The organism is Kitasatospora sp. NPDC038210, from assembly GCF_055600605.1.
In genome coordinates this window covers 253,165-276,065 of the sequence record NZ_JBVJYK010000003.1, presented here as the reverse complement: position 1 = coordinate 276,065, position 22,901 = coordinate 253,165, and the positions used below count along the sequence as shown (strand labels likewise).

Genomic DNA, 22,901 nt, shown 5'->3' with positions numbered 1-22,901 from the left:
CACCCGGCGCCCGGGACGGGGGGTGGGGATAACCCCCGACCGGGAAGATGTATCACCCCCATGGCATCCACCGCCCCCGGTTCGGGAAGCTTGCTCCCGTCACACGAACCGAGAGGGACGGTAGATCCGGATGAAGCCGCTGCACCGCCGCGCCGTGGGCGCCGTCAAGGAGCAGGACGCTCGGATGGAGCGCCCGCCGCTGTACGGCGCGCGGATGTGGCACCGGGCCGGGCACCTGTTGCTCAACCTGCCGCTCGGCGTCGCCGGGTTCGTCCTCGCCGTCACCACGCTCTCGGTCGGCCTGGGGCTGTCGGTCACCGTGGTCGGCCTGCCGCTGCTGGCGGTGGGGCTGGCCGCCCAGCGTTCCCTGGGCGCACTGGGCCGCCGCCGGGCGCGGGCGGCGTACGGCTCCGGGATCGACGAGCCGGGGCCGGTGCGCCCGCGCCGCCCGGGTGTGGTCGGCTACACCATCGCGCACCTCACCGACCTGCTGAACTGGCGCACCGCGCTCTACAACGTGCTGATGCTGCCCTGGGGCATCCTCAGCTTCACCCTGACCCTGGTCTCGGTCGTGGTGCTGTGGCCGGCGCTGCCCTGGGTGATCCGCGGCATGGCCGCGACCGACCGGATCCTGATCGAGTCGCTGCTCTTCCCCGGCGCGCTGGCCGAGCGGGTGCGCGAGCTGGAGGACGACCGCGGCACGGTGGTCGACACCGCCGCCGCCGACCTGCGCCGGATCGAGCGCGACCTGCACGACGGCGCCCAGGCCAGGCTGGTCGCGCTGGCGATGGACCTCGGCATGGCCAAGGAGCGGCTGCGCGAGGTGGAGACCGAGCAGGACGTGGCGGCCGCCGCGAAGATGGTCGACAACGCCCACGGCGAGGTGAAGCTGGCCCTGCAGGAGCTGCGCGACCTGGCCCGCGGCATCCACCCGGCCGTGCTCACCGACCGCGGCCTGGACGCCGCGCTGTCGGCGGTCGCGGCCCGCTGCACCGTCCCCGGCGGGGTCAAGGTGAACGTCGACCTGACCGGCCGGGACGGCGAGCCCGAGCGTCCGGACTCGGCGGTCGAGGGCATCGCCTACTTCACCGTCAGCGAGTTGCTGACCAATGTCTCCAAGCACGCCGGCGCCCGTACCGCCTCGGTCGACGTCTGGCGCTCCGACCACCAGCTGATGGTGCTGGTCCAGGACGACGGCAAGGGCGGCGCGGCCCCCTACCCGGGCAGCGGCCTGGCCGGGCTGGCCGAGCGGGTCCGCGCGGTGGACGGGGTCTTCCTGGTGGACAGCCCGGACGGCGGCCCGACCACCGTCACCATCGAGCTGCCCTGGCACACCCGCACCGCCCGCCGCTGACCCCGCGCCCTGCCGCTGGCCTGCCCGGCCCGCCGCTGACCCGCGGACACGGCAAGGCGCCGGGCCCCCGTCGAGGAAGTGACGGGGGCCCGGCGCCGGTCCGGTACGGAGGCGGCCCGCGGAACCCTTGCGCGGCGTGCGGCCCGGCGCGCCGTACCGGGGCTACGGGGACTGCAGCGTGCCGAGGGTGACGTCGGCGGTCTGGGTGTTGCCGTCCCGGGTGTAGGTGACGGTGGTCTTGGTGCCCGGGGTGAGCGAGGCCAGCGCGGTGGTCAGCGCGTTCAACGAGTCGACCGGGGTGTCGCCGATCTTGGTGATGACGTCGCCGGGCTGCAGTCCCGCCGAGGCGGCCGCGCCGCCCGGGCTGACCGCCACGATCACCGCGCCGGCCGGCTGGAACTGCTGGTTGAAGGTGGTCCGGGCGGTGATGCCGAGCGCGGCCCGGCCGGAGTTGGTGACCTTGCCCTGCTTGATCAGCTGGTCGGCGATGTTGGTGATGGTGGACGCCGGGATGGCGAAGCCGATGCCGGGGGCGGCCGCGCCGTTGGTCTCGGGTTCGGTGGCGGCGAGCGTGTTGATGCCGATCACCTGGCTGTCCAGGTTGACCAGTGCGCCGCCGCTGTTGCCCGGGTTGATCGCGGCCGAGGTCTGCACCATGTTGCCGATGGTGGCGCCCGGCGAGCCGCCGCCCTGGGGCTCGGCGACGGTCCGTCCGGTGGCCGAGACGATGCCCTGGGTGACGCTGCCGGCGAGCCCGAGCGGGCTGCCCATGGCGAGGGTGATCTGGCCGAGCTCGACCTTGCTCGAATCGCCGAAGACCGCGGGCTTGACGGCGCTCGGCGGGCTGTTCAGCCGGATCACCGCGAGGTCGGAGTCGGGGTAGCTGCCGACCAGGCTGGCGTCCAGCGCCTTGGTGCTGTTGGCGAGGGTGACGGTGAAGGTGGTCGCGGAGCCGACCACGTGTGCGTTGGTGACGATGTCGCCCTTGTCGTCGTAGACGATCCCGGAGCCGAGGCTGTCGCCGGTGACGATCTGCACGACCGAGGGCAGCACGTCGGCGATCACCTTCTGGTACGCGTCCTGCAGCTGGTTCCCGCTCTGCGCGGGGGCCGGGGAGGCCTGCTTGGAGGCGGTGGAGGCGCCGGCCGCGGACGAGGACGGGGCGGAGGAGGACGAGCCGCTGCTGCACCCGGTCAGGGCCAGCGCGGCGGCCACCGCGACCGCTCCCGTCGCCGGCAGCCGGGTGTGCGCCGCCTTGGGGCCGGTCGGCCGCGGCCCGGCGGGGAGGGGTCGGGTGTGTTCCTTCTTGCGGCTCACCTGGCTGCCTCCGATTCGTCACCACGCCGGGAGCGCGGGAGTGGGAGCACGGAAATCTTTGTCAGCATTTCACCGGTTTGTCCGGTTCGCTGGCCGGACTCGCCCGGAAGGCCCACCCGAACCGGCGCCTAGGATTCGCCGCATGACTTGGTTGATCACCGGCGGTGCCGGATACATCGGCGGGCACGTCGTCCGCCAGCTGCTCGATGCCGGTGAGCGCGTCGTCGTCCTGGACGACCTGAGCACCGGCGACGCGTCCCGCCTCCCGGCCGGTGTTCCCCTGGTCCAGGGCTCCACCCTGGACCGCGCCGTCCTGGACGCCGCGATCCGCGAGCACGGCGTCCGGGGCGTCCTGCACTTCGCCGCCAAGAAGCAGGTCGGCGAGTCGGTCGAGCAGCCGTTCCTGTACTACCGCGAGAACATGATCGGCCTGCAGACCGTCCTGGAGGCCGCCGCCGGGGGCGGGGTCGAGCGCTTCCTGTTCTCCTCCTCCGCCGCGGTCTACGGCATGCCCGACGTCGACCTGGTCACCGAGTCCACCCCCTGTGCCCCGATGAGCCCGTACGGCGAGACCAAGCTCGCCGGCGAGTGGCTGGTCGCCGCGGCCGGGAAGGCCCACGGCATGTCCACCGTGGCCCTGCGCTACTTCAACGTGGCCGGCGCCGTCTCCCCCGAGCTCTCCGACGCCGGGGTGTTCAACCTGATCCCGATGGTCTTCGAGCGGCTCACCGCCGGCGAGGCCCCGCGGGTGTTCGGCGCCGACTACCCGACGCCGGACGGCACCTGCGTGCGCGACTTCATCCACGTCGCCGACATCGCCTCGGCCCACGTGGCGGCCGCGAAGCGGCTGGCCGCCGACCCGGCCGGGGCCACCGCGCTGGTGCTCAACATCGGCCGCGGCGAGGGCGTCAGCGTCCAGGAGATGCTGGCGGTGATCGGCAAGGTCACCGGCTACGACACCACCCCCGAGGTGACCCCGCGCCGCCCCGGCGACCCCGCCCGGGTGGTGGCCTCCGCCGACCTGATCCACCGCGAGCTGGGCTGGAGCGCGCGCCACGGCGTGGAGGAGATGGTCGCCTCCGCGTGGGACGGCTGGTGCAGCCGCCACCCGGAGGCCCGCAGGGCCTGACCGGCCCGGGGCCGAGCTGCCCCGGGCCGGCGTGCCGGTGGCGGCGGGGCAGGTGCTCCGCCGCCACCGGCACCTGTGCCCCGCCTCAGCGGGCGGGCACCGCCGTGCCGTAGAAGGCGTCCAGCGCGTACACGCAGCGGTCCTTGGAACCGACGAAGACCCGCCCGCCGACGGCCACCGGCGAACCGGTGAGCTCGCCCTTGGTGCCGAGCTCCCAGCGCAGCTGACCGCTCGCCAGGTCCAGGGTGTGCAGCGAGTGGTCCCGGCTGCCCAGGTGCACCAGGCCGTCGGCCACCGCCGGGGAGCCGACGATCTCGCCGCGCGCGGTGTAGCGCCAGCGCTCCCGCCCGGTCGCCGCCTCGAAGGCGTACAGCACCTCGCCGCTGCCGACCAGCACCATGCCGTCCCCGACCACCACGGGCTCGCCGCCCTGACGGCTGCCGGTGACCCCGCGCCAGCGGTCCAGGCCGGTGGCCGCGTCCAGCGCGTAGACCGTGCCCAGGTAGTCGGCGACGTAGACGGCGTCGGCGTCCAGCGCGGGCGGGGTGAACAGCACCACCGGGGCCTCGAAGCGCCAGCGCTCGGCCCCGCTCGCCGCGTCCAGCGCGTACACCCGGGTGCCGGCGGTGACGTACAGCACGCCGCCGCGCTCGACCGGGTGCGAGGGCACGTCCTCGCCGACCGGGAAGGACCAGCGCAGGCCGGCGCCGCGCGGATCGATGCAGCGCAGCCGCCCGGCGCCGTAGTAGTAGGCGGCGCCGCCCACCAGGACCGGGCCGGACTGCGGGTTCTCGTAGTCCTGCTGGGCGTCGTCGGCGCGCCACAGCTCGGCGCCGTTGGCCGCCGAGCGCAGCTGGACGCCGCCGCCCCTGATGCCGCAGCAGAGCACGCCGTCGGCGGCCGAGAGCGAGTAGACCCAGCCGTCCAGCGAGGTGCGCCAGCGCTCGGTGCCGTCCGCGGCGTCCACGGTGTACAGGTGCGGGCCGTCCGCGGCGTGCACCCGACCGGCGTCCACCGCGAGCGCCCAGGCGACGTCCCGGGTCTTGTAGCGGCGCTCGCCGGAGCCGATGTCCAGCGCGTGCACCTCGAAGCTGGAGACGAAGAGCGTGCCGTCGGCGACCACCGGGGTGCCCCAGACGTCGTTGGACATCCGGAACCGCCAGGGGCGCCAGCGGGCGGCCGGAGCCGGCGGGGGCGGCGGGGTGGGGGCCGCCCGGCGGACCCAGTCGGTCGCGGCCGGGGCGGTGTTCGGGCCGGGCTGCTCGTGCTCGGCCCGCGGCCCCGGGCCTATCCGCACCGAGGCGCCGGAGAGCTGCACCTCGACGGCGCCGCCGGCCGGCGCGCGGTGCCTGTTCGGGGAGGCGATCTTCGCGGTCGGGATCTCGGCGTCGGAGGCCTGGCCCGGCCGCGGCGAGGCGTGCACCGGCCCGGCCGGCGGCTGGGCGTGCCGGCCCGGGTTGGTGCGCGGGTCGGCCGGCCCGTGGGGCTGCGGCGGGACCTGGGGGTGCGGCGGCGGGGGCGGGGGCGGCTGCGGCGGCTCCGCCGGGCCCTGGGGCGCGCGGGCCGGCGGGGCCGGACGGCGGCCGCGCTTGCGCTCGATCAGCTCCAGCGCGTTGGCCGGCAGCCAGTCCCCGGCCTCTCCGGAGGCGTCGTCCCGGGAGAAGAGGTGCGGGGCCAGCTCGGCCTGGATCTGTGCCGGGGTGGGCCGGTGCTCGGCCGCCTGCTGCATGCAGGCGCGCACCAGGTCCATCAGCTCGGGCGGCATGCCGGTCAGGTCCGGCTCCTCGCGCAGCAGCTGGAACACCGTCTCGACCGGGTTGGAGCCGCGGTACGGCGGGTGCCCGGTGGCGCAGAAGACCATCAGCGAGCCGAGCGAGAAGACGTCGCTGGCACCCCGGACGGTCCGGCTGTCCCGGGCCTGCTCGGGGGACATGTAGGCGGGGGTGCCGACGGCGACGTTGGTCATGGTGAGCCGGGTGCTGGAGACCCCGGCCGCGATGCCGAAGTCGATCACCTTCGGGCCGTCCTCGACCACCAGGACGTTGGAGGGCTTGAGGTCGCGGTGGATCAGCCCGGCCGCGTGGATGGACTGCAGGGCCTCCGCGATCCCGGCGACCAGCCAGCGGGTGGCCTCCACCGGCAGCGGGCCGCACTCCTCGACCAGGTCCTCCAGCGAGGGCGCCGGGATGTACGCGGTGGCCAGCCAGGGCACCCGGGCATCCGCGTCGGCGTCCACCACGGCCGCCGTGTAGAAGCCGCCGACCGTCTTGGCGGCCGCGATCTCCCGCGCGAAGCGGACCCGGAACAGCTCGTCCTCGGCCAGCTCCCCCCGGACGGTCTTGATGGCCACCCGTCGCCCGGACGCGGACCGCGCCAGGTAGACCAGCCCCATCCCACCCGCGCCGAGCCGCCCCAGCACCTCGAAGGGCCCGATCCTCCTCGGATCGTGCGCCGTCAGCTGGTCCACTCCGCTGCCACCTCCCCGTTTCCGCACCCGCCGCGTGGTGCCGGACCCGATTCTCCAACGCCGCCCGGCGCATCTCCAACCTCCCCCGCCCGGAGAGCACCGTCGAGCGCCCCCGGGCCGACGGGAACGGAACGGCCGGATTCTGACGCCCGCTCCGGCTGCGGCTTGCGCTCGGCACCCCGGACCGTCCACTTCGGAACGATTCAGGACCCACCACGAGTCGTCACGCTCCGTCACCCGATCACCCCTCAGCGGACTCGCCGTCACGCTGTGAGATCAAAGGCACACGGGGGGGCTTCAACAGGGGCTTCGGGGCCCGGTGAATATCCGTCCGAAGTGGTTCATGCCGCTATAGCGACCCCCGTGCGGAGTAATAGTCGCATCACCGAATCGCGCCAAGATCGTGCCACGGTAAGCTGACGGCATGACAGGACAAGTTCGCACCGTCGACGGTCGCGTCGCCGGGCGACGCGGACAGGAGACGCGGCAGAAGCTGCTCGACTGCCTCCGCGAGATGCTCAGCACGTCGCCCTATCGGGACGTCAAGGTCATCGACGTCGCCCGTATGGCGGGTACCTCCCCCGCGACCTTCTACCAGTACTTCCCGGATGTCGAGGGCGCAGTCCTCGAAATCGCCGAGGAAATGGCCAAGGACGCCGACACCCTCAAAGAGCTGGTGGCCGGAAAGTCCTGGGCAGGGAAGTCCGGACCGACCACTTCGGAAGAACTGGTCGACGGATTCCTCGCCTTCTGGCGCAAGAACGACGCCATTCTCCGAGTGGTCACGCTCGGTGCCGCCGAAGGGGACAAGCGGTTCTTCAAGATCCGCATGACGGTCCTCAACGCGGTCGCCAAGCCGCTCGCGGAAGCCGTCAAGGAACTCCAGGCGAAGGGTCAGGCCGACAAGTCGCTCGACCCGAACGCCGTGGCCGGGGCCCTGGTCTCGCTGCTCGCTTCGGCGGCCGAGCACCAGAAGGCCTTCACTTCCTGGGGCGTCAAGGTCAAGGACCTCAAGCCCAACCTCGCTCCCCTGGTGTACCTGGGCGTCACCGGCAAGAAGCCGCCCAAGTAGACCGATCCCCACACCCACCATCCGCTCCGCGCGCAGCCCCGGCCTCCTGTCCGGGGAACGACGGACGGCGGCCGTGTCCTCGGGGGAGGTCCGCCGACGTACCGCACCGCGCGCCAGACATGCCGGTGGGCGGGCACCCGTACGAGGGTGCCCGCCCACCGGCATTCGTCGTTGGCGGAGCCTTCCGGCCGCGGCCGGGGCCCGTCTTCGGGACCCGCGCCTGCGGAGGCTTGAGACGGGTCTCAGGGGCAGCGCACGACCTGTCCGGCGTACGCCAGGCCGCCGCCGAAGCCGAAGAGCAGGACGGGGTCGCCGGGCGAGAGCTCGCCGCGCTCGACCAGCTTGGAGAAGGCCAGCGGGATGGAGGCCGCCGAGGTGTTCCCGGAGTCGACCACGTCCCGGGCCACCACCGCGTCGGCGAGGCCCAGCTTGCCGGCGATGGCGTCGATGATCCGCAGGTTGGCCTGGTGCGGGACGAAGCCCTTCAGCTCGGCCGGGTCGATCCCGGCGCGCTCGCAGGCCTGCCGGGCGAGCGGGGCGAGCTGGGTGGTGGCCCAGCGGAACACCGACTGGCCCTGCTGGCTGATCACCGGGTCCCAGCCGGTGATCACCACGGCGTCGCCCTTCTCCGGCTCGGTGCCCCAGACCACCGGCCCGATACCGGGCTCGGCGCCCTCCTCCTGGGCCTCGACCACCGCGGCGCCCGCGCCGTCGCCGAAGATCACGCAGGTGGAGCGGTCGGTCCAGTCGAGCGTGTCGCTCATCCGCTCGGCGCCGATCACCAGCGCGCGGCGGGCCGCGCCGGCCCGGATCGCGTGGTCCGCGGTGGCCAGGGCGTACGAGAAGCCGGAGCAGACCGTGTTGATGTCGTACGCGGCGGGCGAGCGCACCCCGAGCCGGGCGGCCACGGCGGCCGCGGTGTGGGGGCTGCGCTCGATCGCGGTGCAGGTGGCGACCACCACGAGATCGATCTCCGCCGCCGTCCGGCCGCTGTTGGCGAGCGCCTTCTGCGCGGCCTCGGCTGCGAGGTCGACCAGGCTCTCGCCTTCGGCGATGTGCCGGGTGCGGATGCCCACCCGGCTGCGGATCCACTCGTCGTCGGTGTCGACCAGCGCCCTCAGGTCGTCGTTGGTGAGGACCTTGGGGGGCTGGTAGTGCCCGAGTGCCACAATGCGCGAACCGCTCATGCTGCCATGGAACCGGGTTACCCGCTGGTCAGCGGGGCACGACCGGCGACAGGATCCGCGCTCATGATCTGTAGGGGATCGACAAGGACCGTTGGGGGGACCGGGTCCGGCCCCCGCGCCCCGGGGGTGGACGGCGGGGGTCAGGTGGCCAGGGTGGCGGTGTCGCCCATCACGATGACCGGGTGGGCGGCCGGGTCCAGGGTTCGGATCAGCTGGGCCATCTTGTCCTCGGGGATCGACACGCAGCCGTGGGTGGGGCCGTCGTGGTCCACGTGGAGCCAGATGCCGCCGCCCTTCTTGGAGCCCATCGGGCGGCGCGCGTCGAGCGGGGAGTTTCCGGCGACCCGGTTGTAGTTGATCGCGACCACGTAGTCGAAGGATCCGGCCAGCTGGTCGCCGAAGAAGCCCGTGCCGGAGACCACGAAGCTCGGGTCCTTGTCGTACGGGAGCTTGCTGCCCGGGTCGGCCAGGCGGCCGCCCGCGTCGCTGAGGCCGAAGACGCCGATCGGGCTGCGCAGGTCGCCCTCGTTGTGGTCGGTGGTCCAGCCGTTCTTGCCGTTGTGGCCCTGCCAGGTCTCGCCGGCCAGCCAGCGGCCCTCGGGGGTGCGGGTCCACAGGACGACGGTGTTCTTGTCGGTGTTCTTGTCCGCGCCGGAGGCGACCACGACCTGGTTGGTCTCGGCGGGGATCTTCGCGGTGAAGCTTGCACCGAGGCCGGGTATCGCGGCCACCGAGGCGTCCGGGCGGGCCTCTCCGCGGGCGGCGGCCTGGGGCACGGCCTGCCGGTCGGAGGCGGCCTGGACGGCCGCGGGGGCCGGGGCGGGCTGGTCGGGCTTGCTGACGCCGTCGGGGCCGGGGCCGTCGGCCGCGGCGAGGCCGGGCTTGGCGCCCTCCTGGCCGACGGTGTACCAGCCGGCGGCGGCCGCCACCAGCAGGGCGGTGCCGGCCATCACGGCCTTGCCGTGACGTTTCTTCTGCTTCGCCTTGCGCCGTCGGCCCCTGGCCGCCGCGCGACCGCCCGCGACGGGCGTGGCGGCGGGCACCACGGGCGCCAGGGACGCGAGCGGCGCGAGGGGCTCCTGGGCGGCCGGCTCCTGCGCCGGCTCGTACGGCCCGAACGGCTGCTCGTACGCCTCGGAGTACCCGTCAGCGGTCTGCGCGTAGGACGAGTCGTACGGCTGCTCGTGGACGTGCTCGCCGGACTGCTCGTACCCGGGCCCGTAGGACTGCTCGTAGGACGTCTCGTACGACTGCTCGTAGGACGTCTCGTACGGCTGGTACACGCCCTGGCCGTAATCCTGTCCGGCGGGCTCCGGGTACGCCTGCCCGCCCGGCTGCGGGTACGGCTCGTACGTGCCGTACGGCGCCTCCTGCGGCTGCTGCGGCACCCCGTACACCGGTTCCTGCATCGGCTCGTACGGCGGGTACTCGGTGGCGCGATGAGAACCGGACATGTCGTCGATCCTGCCAAACGGCATACCGGTTGGTAAACCCGGGGTCGCGTGCGGAGGCCGTGAAGGCACCGCCGCCCGGGCCGGAGTGCGGCCCGGGCGGCGGGGAAGTGCGCAGGTCGGAGGGTGCGTCAGAGGCGCATCGCCTGCGGCGACTCACGGCGCATCGGGTCCGGGCCCTCGTACTCGCGGATGATCTCGTAGCGGGTGTTGCGCTCGACCGGACGGAAGCCGGCGTCGCGGATCAGGCCCAGCAGGTCGTCACGGCCGAGCTTGTTCGGGGTGCCGAAGTTGTCCGCGTCGTGGGTGATCTTGTACTCGACCACCGAGCCGTCCATGTCGTCCGCGCCGTGGCTGAGCGCCAGCTGCGCGGTGGTGACGCCGTGCATCACCCAGAAGACCTTGACGTGCGGGACGTTGTCGAAGAGCAGCCGGGAGACGGCGAAGGTCTTCAGCGCCTCGGCGCCGGTGGCCATCTCGGTGCGGGCCATCAACCTGTTGCGCACGACGCCGTCCTTGGAGTCGTGGAAGTCGTGCTGGTAGCGCAGCGGGATGAAGACCTGGAAGCCGCCGGTCTCGTCCTGCAGCTCGCGCAGCCGCAGCACGTGGTCGACCCGGTGGCGGGGCTCCTCGATGTGGCCGTACAGCATGGTGGCCGGCGTCTTGAGGCCCTTGGCGTGCGCGAGGCGGTGGATCCGCGACCAGTCCTCCCAGTGGGTGTCGTGGTCGACGATGTGCTGCCGGACCTCCCAGTCGAAGATCTCCGCGCCGCCGCCGGTCAGCGACTCCAGGCCGGCGTCGATCAGCTCGTCCAGGATCTCGTCGGCGGACAGGCCGCTGATCTTCTCGAACCAGTGGATCTCGGTGGCGGTGAAGGCCTTCAGCGAGACGTTCGGCAGGGCCGCCTTCAGCTCCCGCAGCGAGCGCGGGTAGTAGCGCCACGGCAGGGTCGGGTGGAGGCCGTTGACGATGTGCAGCTCGGTGAGGGAGTCGACCTCCATCGCCTTGGCGAGGCGGACGGCCTCCTCGATGCGCATCGTGTAGGCGTCCTTCTCGCCCGGCTTGCGCTGGAACGAGCAGTACGCGCAGGACGCGCTGCACACGTTGGTCATGTTGAGGTGGCGGTTGACGTTGAAGTGGACGACGTCGCCGTTCTTCCGCGTCCGCACGTGGTGGGCCAGCCCACCCAGCCAGGCCAGGTCGTCGCTCTCGTAGAGCGCGATCCCGTCCTCGCGGGTCAGCCGCTCACCCGCGTAGACCTTCGCCTCCAGCTCGCGCTTGAGCCCTGCGTCCATGCGGTGCCCCGCCTCCTCCGACTTCGATTCCTTGCCGGAACGAGGTTACGCCTATGCCGAGAGCAGCTCCGCGAGCAGTGCGGGTTCGATGTTCCCGCCGCTGACCACGGCCGCCACCGACTGGCCGCCGGTCTCGGCGGCGCGGTGGAAGTACGCGGCCGGGGCGACCGCCCCGGAGGGCTCGGCGACCAGCCGGCCACGCCGGGCCAGCAGGGCGACGGTGGCGCGGATCTCGTCCTCGGTGACGGTGACGATGTCGTCCACGTAGGCCGTGATGTGCTCGTACGGCAGCACGCCGACGGACGGCGTGCGCAGGCCGTCCGCGATGGTGCGGTAGGTGTCGGCGACCGGCCAGGAGAGCCGTCGGCCGGCCCGCAGGCTGGCCTGGGCGTCCGCCGCCAGCTCGGGCTCGACCCCGATCACCCGGATGCCCGGGCGGGTGAGCTTGAGCGCGGCCGCCGTGCCGCCGATCAGGCCGCCGCCGCTGACCGGCACCAGGACGGTGTCCAGCCCGGCCGGGGCGTCCTCGGCGATCTCCAGGCCGACGGTGCCCTGGCCCGCGATGATGAACGGGTCGTCGTACGGGGGCACCCAGACGTAGCCGTGCTTCTCGGCGAGCTCGCCGGGCAGGGTGTCCCGGTCTTCGGGCGACACCAGGACCACCTCGGCGCCGAAGGCCCGGGTGGCGTCCACCTTCACCGCGGGCGAGGTGTCCGGCATCACGATCACGGCCTTGATGCCGAGCAGCCCGGCCGCGTACGCCACCGCCTGCGCGTGGTTGCCGCTGGACTGGGCGACCACGCCGCGGGCCCGCTCGTCCGCGGTGAGCGCGGCCAGCCGGTTGTAGGCGCCGCGGGTCTTGAACGCACCGGTCGGCTGGAGGTTCTCGGGCTTCAGCCAGAGCTGCCGCTCCCCCTCGGCCGCCCAGGGGGCGGGAACCAGCGGGGTGCGCACGGCGACCCCCGCGATCCGCTGCCGAGCCGCGCGCAGCTCCTCCAGTCCGACCAGTGCCATGCGTCACTCTCCTACAGGAGGAAGTTCACTCACCCGGTTCTCCCACTTCGTGGAGAGTACGACCGTGGTGCGGGTCCGGGCCACGCCTTTTGTGCCCGAGATCCGCTTCACCACCGACTCCAGGCCCGCCACGTCGGCCACCCGGACCTTGAGCATGTAGGAGTCGTCGCCGGCGATGAACCAGCAGTCCTCGACCTCGTTGAGGTCCTTCAGCCGGAACGCCACGTCCTCGTGGTCCGCGGCGTCCGTGAGCTGCAGGCCGATCAGGGCCGTGACGCCGAAGCCGAGCGATGCCGGGTTGACCGTCGCCCGGTAGCCGGTGATGACCCCGGCCTGCTCCAAGCGGTTGATGCGGTCCGTGACGCTCGGGCCGGAGAGTCCGACCAGCCGGCCCAGCTCGGCGTAGGACGCACGGCCGTTCTCCCGGAGCGCCTGGATGAGCTGTCTGTCCACCGTGTCCATATACCGTCCGCGTCCTTCCGAACCTCTCCAGACCCACAGATCATTATCCGGATTCAAAGGCGCTGTGCGCCGACCGACCCGGATATCGCAGAGAACATACTCTCCCGCCCTCGGTCTCCTTACTCCCCCTCAGCCGGAGCGCCGTCCCCGCCGCCGGTCCGGCGGGCCGCCGCCCCCAACTCCCCTTCCCAGCGCAGGTACAGGGAATGCGGTACGCCGACGGCGTCGAGCACCCGTCCGGCGACGAAATCCACGAGTTCGCGCACGGTGGAGCCGCCGGCGTAGAAACCGGGCGAAGCGGGCAGGACGACCGCGCCCTGCGCGTCGAGTTCCACCAAGTGCTTCAACGTCACCCCGTTGAGTGGCGTCTCGCGGACGCACACGACGAGCGGCCGGCGCTCCTTGAGGGTGACGCTGGCGACCCGCTGCAGCAGGTCCTTGCTCAGCCCCAGCGCGATCCCGGCCACCGCGCCGGTGGTCGCGGGCACCACCAGCATGCCCTTGGCGGGGTACGAGCCGCTGGACGGGCCGGCCGCGAAGTCCCCGGCGGGCCAGTAGCGGACGTCGCCCAGGCCGTCCTCGGGGCCCTCGACGCCCAGCCAGGCGGCCAGGTCGGCGCGCCAGTGGGCGTCCCGGAAGGAGATGCCGGTCTCGTCCAGGATGGTCAGCCGGGCGGCCCGGCTGACGATCAGGTCCACCGCCTCCCCCGCGGCCAGCAGCCCCCGGATCACCGAGGCCGCGTACGGCGTCCCCGACGCGCCCGAGACCCCTACCACCCACGGTTGACGCTTCGCATTTCCCATGGGGCATTTCTATCCGGCTTCCCCGGGTCCGGCCGCATCCGCGGTCGCCCCTGGAAGGATGGGGGCCATGGCAGCGACCCTCGTCGACCTCACCCATCAGGTGACCACCGCGATGCCGGTCTACCCCGGCGACCCGGCCGTCGTGCTGACGCCCGCGCTCACCACGGCCACCGCCGGGGTGAACGTGCTGGCCCTGCACCTCGGCTCGCAGTCCGGGACGCACGTGGACGCGCCGTACCACGTGGACGTCACCTGGCCGACGCTGGACGGGCTGCCGCTGGAGCGGTTCACCGGCCCGGCCGTGCTCGCCGACCTGCGCGGGCTGGAACCCCGGGCGGCCGTCACCCCCGAGCTGCTCGCCCCCGCGCTGGAACGGGCCGCGGACTCCGGCGAGGGCACCGTCCTGCTGCTGGCCACCGGCTGGGCCCGGCACTGGGGCACCGACGCCTACCTCGCCCACCCGAGCCTGACGCCGGCCGCCGCCGCGGCCATCGTGGCCGCCGGGGTGCGCACGGTCGGCGTGGACGCGCTCAGCGTGGACCCGACGCCCGACCCGGGGCCGGGTGATCCCGCGGTGGCCGCGCTGCTGGCCGACCTCACCGACGAGCACGACCCGGACGCCGCCGACGAACCGTCGCTCGCCGCGCACCGGGTGCTGCTGGGGGCGCCCGGCGGCGGAGTGATCGCCGAGAACCTGACCGACCTGCGGGCGCTGCTGGAGGCGCAGGAGGCCGGCCGCCCGGTGACCGTCTCGCTGTTCCCGCTGCGGCTGGTCGCGGCCGACGGCGCCCCGGTACGGGCGGTGGCCCGGCTGGGCTGAACCGCGCCGATCGCCGCCGCTCGTACGCCACTTGGTCTAGACCATCCCCCGGTGGCGGCAGTACGCTGTCCGCCCATGGCTGAGATCATCGGAGTGATCGAGCGACTCTGGCGCTACCCCGTGAAATCCACCGGCGGCGAGCGGCTCGACTCCGTCGAGGTGGACCGGCGCGGCCTGGCCGGCGACCGCCTCTACGCCGTCCGCGACGCGACCGGGAAGCTCGGCTCCGGCAAGAACACCCGCCGCTTCCGCCGGATGGACGGCCTGCTGCGCCTCTCCGCCCGCCTCGGCCACCGGATCGACGGCCCCGAGCTCTTCGACCCGCTCGGCCGCCCGGTCGACCGGCCGACCGCCTTCCTCCGGGCCTACCTCCAGCGCGAGGACGTCGAACTCGCCCGCGAGGACGCCGTCCCGCACGTCGACCGGCTGCCGGTCAGCCTGCTCACCACCGCCACCCTGGACTGGGTCCGCGAGACCGTCCCCTTCGCGGTCGTCGACGAGCGCCGCTTCCGGCCCAACATCGTGCTGCGCACCCCGCCCGGCACCCCGCCGTTCGTCGAGGACGCCTGGTTCGGCCGCCGGGCCCGCGCCGAGGCCCCGGGCAGCGCCCGGCTCGCCTTCGTCACCTCCAGCGAGCGCTGCGCGATGACCGGCGCCCCGCAGCCGGGGCTGCCGCACGCACCCGAGATCCTCAAGGCCGTCGTGCACGCCCACGACGGCCGCCTCGACGCCCTCGCCGAGGTCGCGGCCCCGGGCCGACTCCGGGTCGGCGACCGACTGATCCTGGACTGACGCCGACTCGCTCCACCGTACGGGGAGGCCCGATCGGGAAGAACGGGGGCGTCCGGCCGGGGTCGGCGTGGCGCAACGCCCGATTCTCACTCTTTCGGGTGACCGTCACGGCGGCGGGCGTCGGGCTGTAGCAGTCTGAAACACCAGAACTGACGCCTCGTCAGCCGAACGCCGATCCCACGGAGGCCGCGATGTCCGCAATCCCGAACAACCTCAAGTACACCGAGGATCACGAGTGGGTGGACCTCTCGACGAAGGGCAAGGCCCGGATCGGCATCACCGACTACGCGCAGAAGCAGCTCGGCGACATCGTCTTCGTCGAACTCCCCAAGACGGGGCAGAAGTTCACGAAGGGCGACGCGTTCGGCACGGTCGAGTCGGTCAAGTCGGTGAGCGACCTGTTCGCACCGCTCCCCGGGACGGTCGCCACGGCCAACGAGGAGCTGGAGAGCGACCCCGAGCTGATCAACACCGACCCGTACGGTGACGGCTGGATCATGGAACTCACCCTGGACGGGTCCGCGGCACCGACCGAGCTGCTCACGGCCGCCCAGTACAAGGCCCACCTCTCCGAGTAGCGGGCGAGCGGACGGACGCCCCGCGAACCGGCCGTTCGGGCGGGCGGGCCGAGGGGAAGGACCCATGGCATGACGATCCCTCACCGCACGACCGGAACCGGCGACCACCACGTCCTGGTCCTGCACGACTGGTTCGGCACCAGCGCGGGCTGGGGCCCGTTCCTCGACTACCTCGACGGCGGCGCCTTCGGCTACGCCTTCCTCGACTACCGCGGCTACGGCGAGCGCAAGGACGTGACCGGCGACTACACCCTCGCCGAGATCGCCTCCGACGCGCTCGCCCTGGCCGACCAGCTCGGCTGGGACCGCTTCTCGGTGGTCGGCCACTCGATGGGCGGCAAGGCGGCGCAGCAGGTGCTCGCCGAGGCGCCGCTGCGGGTGCGCAAACTGGTCGGCCTGGCCCCGGTGCCCGCCGGGGCCTACCCGCTGGACGAGGCCGGCGAGGCGCTGTTCTACGGCGCCGCCGGGGACCGGGAGAAGCGCCTCGCGATCCTTGACCTGGTCACCGGGCAGCGGGCCGGGCGGGTCTGGCTGGACCGGATGGTCGACCAGTCCCTGCACCTGTCCACGCCCGAGGCCTTCGGCGGCTACGTCCGCGACTGGACCACCGCCGACCTGGAGCGCCGGATCAGCGGCAACCCGGTGCCGGTCAAGGTGATCGTCGGCGCGCACGACCTCGCCCTGACCGCCGACGTCATGCGCGGGACCTGGCTCACCCACTACCCCAACGCGGAGCTGGAGGAGCTCGGCGGCAGCGGCCACTACCCGATGTACGAGAGCCCGGTGGCCCTGGCTGCATCGCTGGAGGGCTTCCTGCACGACTGACACCCGGCCGCGTCCGGCTCGGGGATGCCACTCCGAACAAGTCTGCTATACTGCCCGCAGGTTCGTGATCTCCGAACCGGTTTCCCGAGGCGCTGCACGGTGGCTCCGCCACCCCGCCTCGCCCGCTCGCTCCCCGGCTCGACGGGTGCACCGCGGCGGACCGCAGAACACAGCACAGCAGCCCGACGACGCGATTCCCGGCCTCCGGGACCCACGATCGTCGACCCCGACACCCTCCAGGCCACCGGCCGGGAGGGTGTTCGTCGTTTTCCGCCCCCGTCACCGGCGCGCCACCGGGCACGCCGGCCTTCGCCATGGAGCCGCTATGACGTCTTCCCCACCGGAGCACCCGGCCGAGCCGGTCGAGCTCCACCGTGAGCAGAACCAGCTCGACCTGCTCTACCGTCAGATGGACGTCCTGCGTGAGGAGACCGGCCGGGAACTGCGCGACGTGCTGCACGAGTCCACCGGCACCGCGCAGGCGCGGGTGGAGCGCGGGGCCACGGCGGCGCGGCTCGGCCGGCGGCTGGCCGCCCTGGAGGCCGCCGAGCACGGCCTGTGCTTCGGCCGGCTCGACCGGGCGGCCGGTGACCGCCTCTACATCGGCCGGATCGGCGTCCCGGGCATCGGTCCGGACGACGACCCGCTGCTCATCGACTGGCGCGCCCCCGCCGCCCGGCCGTTCTACACCGCCACCGCCGCCGCCCCCCAGGGGGTCCGGCTGCGCCGCCACCTGCTGACCCGCAACCGCCGGGTCCTGCGGGTGGACGACGAGGCGTTCGACGACCTCGCCACCGTTCCCGACGACACCCTGCAACTCTCCGGCGAGGCCGCGCTGCTGGCCGCCCTGCGGCAGAGCAAGACGGGCCGGATGAAGGACGCCGTCGCGACCCTCCAGGCCGAGCAGGACCGCATCATCCGCGCGCCGCACGCGGGCGTCCTGGTCGTCCAGGGCAGCCCGGGCACCGGGAAGACCGTGGTCGCCCTGCACCGCGCCGCCTACCTGCTCTACACCCACCAGCGCCTGGAGCGCACCGGAGTCCTGGTGGTCGGTCCGAACCCGGTCTTCCTCGACTACGTCGGCCAGGTCCTGCCCGGCCTCGGCGAGACCAGCGTGCTGCTGTCCTCCGTCGGCGGGCTGTACCCGGGGCTCTCGGCCGTCGGCGAGGAGCTGCCGGGTGCCGCCGAGGTCAAGGGCCGGCTGGCCATGGCCGACGTCCTGGCGGCGGCCGTACGGGCCCGTCAGGCGGCCGTCACCGAGCCGGTCGAGGTGGTGGTCGGCGGCGAGTTCATCCGGCTGACCCCCGAGTTCCTGGCCGAGGCCGCAGCCGGTGCGATCGGGGACGGCGTCCAGCACAACCTCGCCAGGCCCGCGTTCCGCGAGGCCCTGTTCGACGAACTGGCCGACCGGCTGGCCCGGGTGATCGGCGAGATCGAGGCCGGCTTCGAGGACGTCCTGGCCGGTCAGCTCGACGTCTCGGAACTCGACCGGTCCATCCAGGAGGACCTCGCGAGCGTCTTCGGCGAGGGCGTCGCCGCGTACGACCTCAAGGCGCAGGAGCCGGTCGAGTTCGCCGAGCGGAAGGCCCACTGGCTGGACGCGCTGCCCCGCGACCCGGTGGCCCGCAAGCTGCTGGACTCGCTCTGGCCGCTGCTCACCCCGGAGCAGCTGCTCACCGAGCTGTTCGCCGACCCCGGCCTCCTCGCCGAGGCGGCGCCCCAACTCGACGACGCCGAACGGGCCCTGCTGCGGCGCGCTCCGGCGGCTCCCTGGACCCCCGCCGACGTCCCGCTCCTCGACGAGGCGGCCGAACTGCTCGGCCACGACGACCGGGCCGAGACCGCGCGGGAGGCCGCCCGGCGGGAGGAGCAGAACGACTACGCCCAGGGCGTCCTGGACATCGCGCGCGGCTCCCGCGACCGGGACGGCTCGTCGGAGGACTCCGAGCGGCTGCACGTCTCCGACCTGCTCAGCGCCGAACAGCTGGCCGCCTGGCACACGGAGGCCGATTCGCGCACCATCGCGGAACGGGCGGCGTCCGACCGCTCCTGGGTCTTCGGCCACGTCATCGTCGACGAGGCGCAGGACGTGTCGCCGATGACCTGGCGCCTGCTGGTGCGCCGCTGCCCCACCCGGTCGTTCACCATCGTCGGTGACGTGGCGCAGCGCAGCGAGGCCGCCGACTCGGTCTCCTGGCAGCAGGTCCTCGAACCGGTCTTCGGCACCCGCTGGCGGATGACCGAACTGACCGTCAACTACCGCACCCCCGTGGAGATCATGGCGGCCTCGCACCGGGTGCTGGCGGCGATCGCCCCGGACCTCACCCCGGCGCACGCGGTCCGCGACGGCGCCGAGCCGCCCCGGTACGAGCGCACCACCCCCGAGGAGTTCCCGGCCCGGCTGGCCGAGGTGGCGGCCGGGGCGGCCCGCGGCAGCGCGGGCGCGCGGGTCGCCGTGATCGTGCCCACGGGCGAGCTGGAACGGCTCGCCACGGCCGTCGCCGCGGCGGTCCCCGGCGCCTCCTGGGGCACGGACCCCGACCTGCAGAAGGACGTCGCCGTCCTGAGCGTCCGGCAGGCCAAGGGGCTGGAGTTCGACTCGGTCGTGGTGGCCGATCCCCAGGGGATGCTGGACGGCTCCCCGCGCGGACTCAGCGACCTCTACGTGGCACTGACCAGGGCCGGCCGGAGCCTGCACGTGCTGCACCCCGGCCCGCTGCCGGCCGTCCTCGACCTCCGCGACCGGCAGCCCTCCTGACCGGTCCGCCGGCGCCCGCACCCCCGCCCGCCCCTCCGTCCCCCTGCCATCCGTCCTCCTGCCTCTCCGTCCCCCTGCCCTCCGTACGCCCGCCCCGGACAAGGAATCCACCAACGACATGTCAACCACGCTGACCGTCCCGCTCCGCCAAGTCGCGGGGTTCCGGAACTTCTGGCTCTCCCGTGCGGTCTCCGGCCTCGGGTCCGCCATCACCACCGTCGCGCTGCCCGTCCTGGTCTTCCAGGAGAGCGGCTCGCCGCTGCTGGTCTCGCTGGTCGCGGCCTCCGCGACCCTGCCCTACCTGGCCTTCGGCCTGATCGCGGGGGCGGTCTCGGACCGGGTGGACCGCCGCACCCTGATGATCGTCACCGACGTGCTCAACGCCCTCTGCATCGGCTCCGTCCCGCTGGCCTGGGCGATGGGCTGGCTGACGGCGGGCCACGTCGTCGCGGTGGCCTTCCTGTCGTCGAGCCTCGCCCTGTTCTTCGACGCGGGGGTGTACGGCTTCGTGCCCGACATCGTCGGGAAAGAGAGCCTGACCCAGGCCAACAGTGCGATCTACGGCGCGGAGACGGTCGTCCGCATCGCCGGCAACGCGGTGGCGGGCGGGCTCATCGCGCTGTTCCGCCCGGCCGGCACGCTCGCCCTGGACGCCCTGAGCTTCGCCGTCTCGGCGCTCTTCATCAGGGCCGTCACCAATGTCGCGGCCCGGATCGCACCCGCGGGCGCGCGGCCGGGCTTCAAGGAGTCGATCAGCGAGGGCCTGCGCTTCCTCGCCGGCCACCCCACCCTGCGGGTCATGACGGTGGTCGGCACCCTCCAGTCGTTCTCCGGCGGTGCCATCGTCGGCCAGCTGGTGGTCTTCGCCGACCGGGTGCTGGGCATCCACGGCTCGGACGGGCGCATCGGCCTGCTCTACATGGCGTGGAGCGCCGGCGGCATCGGCGGGTCCATGCTGCTGCCCCGGCTGCGGCGCCGCTTCGACGCCTTCCCGCTGCTGCTGTGGGTGCTGCCGGTCGGGGCGCTGCTCGGCCTCGTCGTCGTCCTCACCACCGACTGGCGGATCGCCCTGGTGGCGCTCGCGGTGTGGGGCACGGCCTACCTCGTCGTCCTGGTGAACACCATGACCTACTCCCAGGAGGTCACGCCGTCCGAGCTCCAGGGCCGGGTCAACACCACCCGCCGGATGCTGTCCTCGGGCCTGGGCGTCCCGCTCGGCGCGCTGGTGGCGAGCACCGTCACCCTGTCCGTCGGCATCCGGGCCGGGATGGCCACCGCGGTCGTCTCGATCACCCTCGCCGCCGTGGTCGTGTGGGTGGTGCAGCTGCGGCGTCGGCTGAGCCCGGCGCAGTAAGCAGACGGAGGCCGCGCCGCCCGACAGGGCGGCGCGGCCTCGTCACCGTGGTCGGAACCGGCTCACCGGCCGGGCCGCGCCTCGAACCGGCGGCGGATCCAGCCGAAGAAGGCGTCCGCGACCTTGCCGAGCTCCGGCTCGGGCATCATGGTGAAGCCGCCGTGCGCGGTGCTCCACTCGTTGAGCACCGGGCCGGACTCGGTCATCAGCCAGTCGATGCACATCCATTCGGCCCGCAGGTCCTGCGCCATCCGGCCGCAGAACTCGGCGACCTCGAAGTGGTCCTCGTTCACCTCGATGCTCCCGCCCTGGCTGACGCTGGCCAGGTAGCCGCCGGGACGGGGACGGCGGGTCAGGGAGGACACGACCTTGCCGTCGGCCACGAAGACCCGCATGTCGCCGAGGTGTTCGATCAGGGGCTGCACGATGTACCCGGAACCGGCCTGGGCGGCGATGTCGATCGTCGCCGCGAGCTGCTGGTCGGAGTCGACCCGCAGGACACCGAAACCACCGGTCATCTCACGCGGCTTGACGACGTACGGTCCGTCGCCGAGCTCCCGCCGCACCTCCTCGATCGCCCGGCGGGCGTACCTGCCGGGGGGCACGGTGACGGTCGGCGCGGTCGGTATGCCCAGGCCGGCGGCGTGCTGGAGCTGTGCGAGCTTGTCGCGCTCCAGGTAGTCGGGGCCGTCGAACGAGCGGTTGAGCAGCACCGATCCACTGGCCTCGATGGTGCGGTAGACGGCGCGCAGCGCCTGCAGGCCCTGCGGGTCGGTGGCCATGTCCTCCACGATGAAGCACTGCCGCTGCTCCAGCAGGTCCTCACCGCCGTGGCGCAGGACGGGTCGGCCCACGCAGGACGGCACCAGCTCCGTCGCCCTGATCACCCGGAAGTCGAAGCCGCGGGGCTGCGACAGCACCGAGTAGCGCCGGGTGATGCTCTCCTCGAACGCCTCCACCTCCGCCGGATCGGAGTCCTCGGACTGGTAGATCCATGAGATCACCGGGTTCATACGCGTGAGTCCTTCTCTCGCTGGTGAGTGGGCCACCGCTACCGGGACACCCGGTTGCCGGGCGTCAGGCCGAAGCCGGCCGGGACCTGCGCAGGGTCACTGTCCTGGCTCACGATCCGGTTGTCGCCGTCCACGAAGACCACCCGGGGCTTGAGGTCCCGGGCCTCGTCGTCGGTGACCGTTCCGTACGCGATGAGGATGACCAGGTCCCCGGGGCTGATCAGGCGTGCGGCGGCACCGTTGATGCCGATGACCCCGGAGTCGCGGGGGCCCTCGATGACGTACGTGGTGAGCCGGGCCCCGTTGTCGATGTCCACGATGTCGACCTGTTCGCCCGGGAGCAGGTCGGCCGCCTCCATGAGGTCGGCGCTCACGGTGACCGAGCCGACGTAGTGGAGGTCCGCCTGGGTCACGGTCGCGCGGTGGATCTTGGACTTCATCATGGAACGCAACATGATGCGGTCTCCTTGCATGGTGTCTTGGGGTGAACTGCCAGGGCCCGTCTTCGAGCCCCCGCCTGCGGGGCGACGGGGGTTTGAACACGGGCCCTAGGCATGTTCGGGCAGTCGGGACCAGACGAAGTAGTAGTCCTCGTAGCCGTCGCCGCACTCGAAGGCGCCGACGACCTCCAGGCCCGCCTTCTCGGCCATCCCGGTGAAGTCCTCCGGGGCGGAGAACCGGTGGTTCTCCTGGACGACGACGGACCCGCCGGGCCGCAGCCGCTCCGCCGCCGCGTCGTAGAACTCCCGGTGGATGGCCCAGTCGGTGTCCTTCCAGATCAGCGGGGAGTGGCTGTGCTGGTACTCCGAGCCGGCCGCGACCGCGTTGACGTGCGGCGGGTTGCCGACCATCAGGTCCCAGCGAAGGTCGCCGGGCACGTCGTCGAAGCCGTCCGACAGGTGGAACCGCACCTTCCCGTCGAGGTCGTTCGCCTCGACGGTCCGCGCGACCGCCGCCCCGGCGTCGGGGTTCACGTCGCCCAGGTCGAGCCGGTCGCAGAGACCGGCCGCCAGCAGGGAGAAGCCGATGAATCCGGGGCCGGCACACCACTCGAAGACCGAGCCGACCCGGCCGAAGCGGGACCGGACGAACGGCTCGTAGGCCCGCCCGAAGGCGTTGCCGCCACCGTCGAGTTCGGCCGTGTAGGACACCGAGAGCGGTCCGTACCGGGCCTGCGCGTAGGTCGTCATGCGATCCTCCTGGGAAGGGT

Annotated in this window: 20 protein-coding genes; 9 read left to right on the top strand and 11 right to left on the bottom strand. The window is 73.0% G+C overall.

What is annotated here, in order from left to right:
• The first annotated feature begins 130 nt into the window (after positions 1–130).
• Positions 131–1,354 (top strand): sensor histidine kinase, encoded by a 1,224-nt coding sequence (locus tag ACZ7KX_RS07685; protein WP_470325754.1) that lies wholly within the window; start codon positions 131–133, stop codon positions 1,352–1,354.
• Positions 1,355–1,516: 162 nt separating this feature from the next.
• On the opposite strand, the gene ACZ7KX_RS07680 is transcribed toward ACZ7KX_RS07685, so the two are convergent.
• Positions 1,517–2,593 (bottom strand): S1C family serine protease, encoded by a 1,077-nt coding sequence (locus ACZ7KX_RS07680; RefSeq protein ID WP_470325924.1) that lies wholly within the window; start codon positions 2,591–2,593, stop codon positions 1,517–1,519.
• Between the two features lie 220 nt (positions 2,594–2,813).
• Here ACZ7KX_RS07680 and galE point away from each other — a divergent pair, with 220 nt between their 5' ends.
• Positions 2,814–3,800, top strand: a complete 987-nt coding sequence (gene galE, locus ACZ7KX_RS07675) for a UDP-glucose 4-epimerase GalE (protein WP_470325753.1) — start codon at positions 2,814–2,816, stop codon at positions 3,798–3,800.
• Between the two features lie 85 nt (positions 3,801–3,885).
• Here galE and ACZ7KX_RS07670 read toward each other — a convergent pair whose 3' ends face one another.
• Complete coding sequence (locus ACZ7KX_RS07670) at positions 3,886–6,267, bottom strand: outer membrane protein assembly factor BamB family protein (RefSeq protein ID WP_470325752.1); 2,382 nt, start codon at positions 6,265–6,267, stop codon at positions 3,886–3,888.
• A gap of 424 nt (positions 6,268–6,691) precedes the next feature.
• Here ACZ7KX_RS07670 and ACZ7KX_RS07665 point away from each other — a divergent pair, with 424 nt between their 5' ends.
• Entirely contained in the window at positions 6,692–7,339 is a 648-nt protein-coding gene (locus ACZ7KX_RS07665; RefSeq protein ID WP_030055725.1) for a TetR family transcriptional regulator, read from the top strand.
• Positions 7,340–7,581: 242 nt separating this feature from the next.
• On the opposite strand, the gene ACZ7KX_RS07660 is transcribed toward ACZ7KX_RS07665, so the two are convergent.
• The 6 genes from ACZ7KX_RS07660 to ACZ7KX_RS07635 form a co-directional block, all read right to left on the bottom strand.
• Positions 7,582–8,526, bottom strand: a complete 945-nt coding sequence (locus tag ACZ7KX_RS07660) for a beta-ketoacyl-ACP synthase III (protein WP_402804396.1) — start codon at positions 8,524–8,526, stop codon at positions 7,582–7,584.
• A gap of 140 nt (positions 8,527–8,666) precedes the next feature.
• Positions 8,667–9,980, bottom strand: coding sequence for a L,D-transpeptidase family protein (locus ACZ7KX_RS07655; protein ID WP_470325751.1), 1,314 nt, complete (start codon positions 9,978–9,980; stop codon positions 8,667–8,669).
• A 128-nt stretch (positions 9,981–10,108) separates the two neighbouring features.
• Positions 10,109–11,272 (bottom strand): aminofutalosine synthase MqnE, encoded by a 1,164-nt coding sequence (gene mqnE, locus ACZ7KX_RS07650; RefSeq protein WP_396549055.1) that lies wholly within the window; start codon positions 11,270–11,272, stop codon positions 10,109–10,111.
• 51 nt (positions 11,273–11,323) lie between these two features.
• Positions 11,324–12,286 (bottom strand): threonine ammonia-lyase, encoded by a 963-nt coding sequence (locus ACZ7KX_RS07645; RefSeq protein ID WP_402804391.1) that lies wholly within the window; start codon positions 12,284–12,286, stop codon positions 11,324–11,326.
• A gap of 3 nt (positions 12,287–12,289) precedes the next feature.
• The gene (locus ACZ7KX_RS07640; RefSeq protein WP_030055719.1) at positions 12,290–12,748 is read right to left on the bottom strand and encodes an Lrp/AsnC family transcriptional regulator; all 459 of its coding nucleotides are present in this window, start codon (positions 12,746–12,748) and stop codon (positions 12,290–12,292) included.
• A gap of 119 nt (positions 12,749–12,867) precedes the next feature.
• Positions 12,868–13,551 (bottom strand): UbiX family flavin prenyltransferase, encoded by a 684-nt coding sequence (locus ACZ7KX_RS07635; protein WP_350521556.1) that lies wholly within the window; start codon positions 13,549–13,551, stop codon positions 12,868–12,870.
• Positions 13,552–13,618: 67 nt separating this feature from the next.
• On the opposite strand from ACZ7KX_RS07635, the gene ACZ7KX_RS07630 reads away from it, so the two are divergent.
• The 6 genes from ACZ7KX_RS07630 to ACZ7KX_RS07605 all read left to right on the top strand — a co-directional run bounded on the left by ACZ7KX_RS07630 (position 13,619) and on the right by ACZ7KX_RS07605 (position 20,678).
• Positions 13,619–14,371, top strand: a complete 753-nt coding sequence (locus ACZ7KX_RS07630; RefSeq protein ID WP_470325750.1) for a cyclase family protein — start codon at positions 13,619–13,621, stop codon at positions 14,369–14,371.
• A gap of 75 nt (positions 14,372–14,446) precedes the next feature.
• Complete coding sequence (locus ACZ7KX_RS07625; protein ID WP_470325749.1) at positions 14,447–15,163, top strand: MOSC domain-containing protein; 717 nt, start codon at positions 14,447–14,449, stop codon at positions 15,161–15,163.
• Positions 15,164–15,354: 191 nt separating this feature from the next.
• Positions 15,355–15,741 (top strand): glycine cleavage system protein GcvH, encoded by a 387-nt coding sequence (gene gcvH / locus ACZ7KX_RS07620; RefSeq protein ID WP_470325748.1) that lies wholly within the window; start codon positions 15,355–15,357, stop codon positions 15,739–15,741.
• Positions 15,742–15,810: 69 nt separating this feature from the next.
• Positions 15,811–16,566: an alpha/beta fold hydrolase gene (locus ACZ7KX_RS07615; RefSeq protein WP_470325747.1), complete on the top strand. Its 756-nt coding sequence runs from the start codon at positions 15,811–15,813 to the stop codon at positions 16,564–16,566.
• A gap of 325 nt (positions 16,567–16,891) precedes the next feature.
• Complete coding sequence (locus tag ACZ7KX_RS07610; protein ID WP_470325746.1) at positions 16,892–19,324, top strand: HelD family protein; 2,433 nt, start codon at positions 16,892–16,894, stop codon at positions 19,322–19,324.
• 118 nt (positions 19,325–19,442) lie between these two features.
• Positions 19,443–20,678: an MFS transporter gene (locus ACZ7KX_RS07605; RefSeq protein ID WP_470325745.1), complete on the top strand. Its 1,236-nt coding sequence runs from the start codon at positions 19,443–19,445 to the stop codon at positions 20,676–20,678.
• Between the two features lie 62 nt (positions 20,679–20,740).
• Here ACZ7KX_RS07605 and ACZ7KX_RS07600 read toward each other — a convergent pair whose 3' ends face one another.
• From ACZ7KX_RS07600 to ACZ7KX_RS07590, 3 genes are all read right to left on the bottom strand, one after another.
• On the bottom strand, positions 20,741–21,691 hold the full coding sequence (locus tag ACZ7KX_RS07600; RefSeq protein WP_470325744.1) for an ATP-grasp domain-containing protein: 951 nt from the start codon (positions 21,689–21,691) through the stop codon (positions 20,741–20,743).
• Positions 21,692–21,729: 38 nt separating this feature from the next.
• Complete coding sequence (gene panD, locus ACZ7KX_RS07595) at positions 21,730–22,146, bottom strand: aspartate 1-decarboxylase (RefSeq protein WP_350521564.1); 417 nt, start codon at positions 22,144–22,146, stop codon at positions 21,730–21,732.
• A gap of 93 nt (positions 22,147–22,239) precedes the next feature.
• Entirely contained in the window at positions 22,240–22,881 is a 642-nt protein-coding gene (locus ACZ7KX_RS07590; protein WP_470325743.1) for a methyltransferase, read from the bottom strand.
• Positions 22,882–22,901: the final 20 nt, after the last annotated feature.

Bases quoted from the DNA above. Each gene is read 5' to 3' on its own strand.
- ACZ7KX_RS07635 (WP_350521556.1), bottom strand. From the start codon at position 13,551: ATGGGAAATGCGAAGCGTCAACCGTGGGTGGTAGGGGTCTCGGGCGCG.
- ACZ7KX_RS07640 (WP_030055719.1), bottom strand. From the start codon at position 12,748: ATGGACACGGTGGACAGACAGCTCATCCAGGCGCTCCGGGAGAACGGC.
- ACZ7KX_RS07600 (WP_470325744.1), bottom strand. From the start codon at position 21,691: ATGAACCCGGTGATCTCATGGATCTACCAGTCCGAGGACTCCGATCCG.
- ACZ7KX_RS07660 (WP_402804396.1), bottom strand. From the start codon at position 8,526: ATGAGCGGTTCGCGCATTGTGGCACTCGGGCACTACCAGCCCCCCAAG.
- ACZ7KX_RS07655 (WP_470325751.1), bottom strand. From the start codon at position 9,980: ATGTCCGGTTCTCATCGCGCCACCGAGTACCCGCCGTACGAGCCGATG.
- galE (WP_470325753.1), top strand. From the start codon at position 2,814: ATGACTTGGTTGATCACCGGCGGTGCCGGATACATCGGCGGGCACGTC.
- gcvH (WP_470325748.1), top strand. From the start codon at position 15,355: ATGTCCGCAATCCCGAACAACCTCAAGTACACCGAGGATCACGAGTGG.
- ACZ7KX_RS07625 (WP_470325749.1), top strand. From the start codon at position 14,447: ATGGCTGAGATCATCGGAGTGATCGAGCGACTCTGGCGCTACCCCGTG.
- ACZ7KX_RS07610 (WP_470325746.1), top strand. From the start codon at position 16,892: ATGACGTCTTCCCCACCGGAGCACCCGGCCGAGCCGGTCGAGCTCCAC.
- mqnE (WP_396549055.1), bottom strand. From the start codon at position 11,272: ATGGACGCAGGGCTCAAGCGCGAGCTGGAGGCGAAGGTCTACGCGGGT.
- ACZ7KX_RS07590 (WP_470325743.1), bottom strand. From the start codon at position 22,881: ATGACGACCTACGCGCAGGCCCGGTACGGACCGCTCTCGGTGTCCTAC.
- panD (WP_350521564.1), bottom strand. From the start codon at position 22,146: ATGTTGCGTTCCATGATGAAGTCCAAGATCCACCGCGCGACCGTGACC.
- ACZ7KX_RS07605 (WP_470325745.1), top strand. From the start codon at position 19,443: ATGTCAACCACGCTGACCGTCCCGCTCCGCCAAGTCGCGGGGTTCCGG.
- ACZ7KX_RS07685 (WP_470325754.1), top strand. From the start codon at position 131: ATGAAGCCGCTGCACCGCCGCGCCGTGGGCGCCGTCAAGGAGCAGGAC.
- ACZ7KX_RS07645 (WP_402804391.1), bottom strand. From the start codon at position 12,286: ATGGCACTGGTCGGACTGGAGGAGCTGCGCGCGGCTCGGCAGCGGATC.
- ACZ7KX_RS07615 (WP_470325747.1), top strand. From the start codon at position 15,811: ATGACGATCCCTCACCGCACGACCGGAACCGGCGACCACCACGTCCTG.
- ACZ7KX_RS07630 (WP_470325750.1), top strand. From the start codon at position 13,619: ATGGCAGCGACCCTCGTCGACCTCACCCATCAGGTGACCACCGCGATG.
- ACZ7KX_RS07665 (WP_030055725.1), top strand. From the start codon at position 6,692: ATGACAGGACAAGTTCGCACCGTCGACGGTCGCGTCGCCGGGCGACGC.